Source organism: Candidatus Darwinibacter acetoxidans, from assembly GCF_041936445.1.
GTDB lineage: Bacteria > Bacillota > Limnochordia > Darwinibacteriales > Darwinibacteriaceae > DTU010.
This window is the reverse complement of sequence record NZ_JBHGXH010000142.1, coordinates 1-2,517: the sequence shown is the minus strand read 5'-3', so window position 1 is coordinate 2,517 and position 2,517 is coordinate 1. Positions and strand designations below refer to the sequence as shown.

Sequence of the window (2,517 nt, the reverse complement as noted above, 5' to 3'; positions counted from 1 at the left end):
CGTGGTGAGCCAGCAGCCCTTCGGCGGCGCCAGGGCTTCGGGCACCAACGACAAGGCCGGCAGCATGCTCAACCTGCTCAGGTGGGTATCCCAGCGGGCCATTAAGGAAAACCTCCTGCCGCCCCGCTGCTACCGCTATCCCCACATGGATGAAGCGTAAACAGCCATAGGTGTCAAAAGCGCCCCTCGAGGGCGCTTTTGCTATGTTTTCGCCAGTCCCAACTGGTGTGCTTCGTTGAACCGTTCTAGGATGCGTCGTGCTTTATTCACCGAAGTTGTAAGGGGATGGGTCGCCAGGGCCAGGAGGGCGGTGTGGTAGTCCTTGGTTACCGCCGCTTCCACGGTGAGCTCCTCGTAGGCCTTGACATGCTGGATCAGGCCCCTGATGTGGGGCTCCAGGCGGCCCATGGCCAGGGGCCTTGCTCCCCCCGCATCCACCAGGCAGGGGACTTCCACCACTGCCTCAGCGGGCAGATCGGGCAGCGCCCCGTTGTTGGCCACATTGACGATATGCCTTCCGCCGCGGTTAAGGTGTAGGTCGCGGATCAGCCAAACGGCGGCGGTGGAATAGTGGGCCCCGCCCCGTTTTTCCAGCTCCTTGGGCTTGGAGCGCAGCTTCGGGTCTTGATAGGCCTTCAGGAGCTGCGCTTCCAGTTCCCGGACCACATCTCCCCGGGTTCTAGGTTGGCTTCGCAGGTGCTCGAGCATTTCATCCTGCAGGTAGAAGTAGTTGAGGTAGCTGTTGGGCCAAAGACCCAGGGCCCTCTGGAACTCGGGATCCAAGCTCAATCCGGGGATATTGGCAGGCGCGGCGAGCTTTTCCAGAAGCTCTGCGGTGCGGTCCCGTCCCTGGACCATGATCCGCCGCACCCAGGAGAAGTGATTCAGCCCCACGTACTCCAGGTCCACATCTTCCGGCGCTGCGCCGCAGGCCCGGGCCGCCGCGTTTTTCAGGCCCCAGGGGATGTTGCAGAGGCCCACCGCCCTCACACCCCCGTATTTGAGCACCGCTTCGGTGATGATCCCTGCCGGGTTCGTGAAGTTGATCAGCCAGGCCTTGGGTGCATACGCCCGTAAATCTGCACAGATCTCCAAAAGGACCGGGATAGTGCGCAAAGCTTTGGCAAAACCCACAGGCCCCGTGGTTTCCTGGCCGATGAGCCCTTCTTCCAGGCAGATCTTGGTGTCCAGGATGCGGGCTTCTTGCCCGCCCACCCTGATCTGCGTGATTACGAAATCCGCTCCGGCGATGGCCTCCACCCTGTCCAGCACCTGCTGAACCTCAAAGGGACTGCCCTGGGCCGCGGCCATGCGCTGCACCAGACCCCCCACCACCTCCAGGCGCTGGGCGTCAATGTCCTGCAGCCAGACTTCCTGCAGCCCGAGGCTTTCCGCTTCCCACAGAAGCCCCTCCGCTAGCTCCGGGGTATAGGTGCTGCCGGCACCGATCACCGCGATTTTCACGCTATCCCTCCTTGGGGAGGTAATCTTTGATGGACTCCTCTAGACTGCGGGCGAACTCCTCATCCACATCCACGCCAGCCTGGGCCGCGGCCGCAAGCAGGGCCCCCACCACGGGTTCGGTCTTGAGGGTCTTCACCTCCACCGTGTATTCACTGTCCAGGAGCCTGCGGACAAAGGCCTCGTACATGAGGGGATGCTGCGCCCTTTGGAAGACACTGCCCATGGCCACAACTTCCACTTTCTCCTCCGGCTGGAAGAGGCGCCTGATGGCAGCCAGGGCAGAGACGGCCAGCTCTTCCCCTACTTCAAAGAGGATCTCCCAGGCCACCGCATCGCCCTGGGCCGCGGCCTGCACCACGATGGGGGCGAGCTGCGCCAGGCCCAGATCCTTCCCGGCATAGAGCCAGTCCACCAAATCCAAAAGTTCGCCCACCTGGTAGTGCTCACAGAGAAGTTGATAGAGCATGGTGGGTTCACCCCGCCCTTCCGCGCCCCTTTGGCTGCGGGCCAGGGCCAGCTCCCCGATGTAGCCGCCGCCGGCATAGTCCCCAAAGAGGGTGCCCATGCCGCCCACCTGCACCTTTTCCCCCTGGGAGTTCACCCCCACCACATTGGTTCCGGTGCCGCAGATCACCGCCACGCCCACCCCGGTTCTGGTTCCAGCCCAGAGACCCAGGAGGGCATCGTTTTCAAAGCCCCAGCGGGCCTGGGGCGGCACGATGGGCGCCAGCAGCTCCCGCACCAGCTCAAAGTCGCGGGGGCGGTCCGCCCCAGCCATGCCAAAATAGGCGGAAGAGATCTGGTTCGCGTCGATGGCCGCCTGGGCGGCAGCCAGCTCTATGCTTCTTTGCACCTCGTTCCGGGCGGCCTCAATTGTCGAGTGCTGGAAGTTCCCGCGACCAGCCTCAGCCAGGGCCACAACCTGCCCTGCGGCATCGGCCAGCGCCGCCACGGTTTTGGAGCCTCCCGCATCCACTCCTAAGAAAAGCATAGCTCATACCTCCATCCAGTAGTGGAAAAGTTCTTCCTTGCGGCCCGTTTTCCTTTAGCCCC

Annotated in this window: 2 protein-coding genes; both read right to left on the bottom strand. The window is 63.2% G+C overall.

Annotated elements, in window-relative coordinates; all coding sequences use genetic code 11:
* Window positions 1-201: 201 nt before the first annotated feature.
* Complete coding sequence (locus ACE4YL_RS05185; RefSeq protein WP_461358990.1) at window positions 202-1,464, bottom strand: 6-phospho-beta-glucosidase; 1,263 nt, start codon at window positions 1,462-1,464, stop codon at window positions 202-204.
* Between the two features lies 1 nt (window position 1,465).
* Window positions 1,466-2,455 carry an N-acetylglucosamine kinase gene (locus ACE4YL_RS05180; protein WP_461358989.1) on the bottom strand — a complete coding sequence of 330 codons (990 nt, stop codon included), beginning with the start codon at window positions 2,453-2,455 and terminating at the stop codon, window positions 1,466-1,468.
* Window positions 2,456-2,517: the final 62 nt, after the last annotated feature.

What these genes read in the sequence shown, in the direction of transcription:
- ACE4YL_RS05180 (WP_461358989.1), bottom strand. Translation starts at nt 2,455, where the DNA reads ATGCTTTTCTTAGGAGTGGATGCGGGAGGCTCCAAAACCGTGGCGGCG.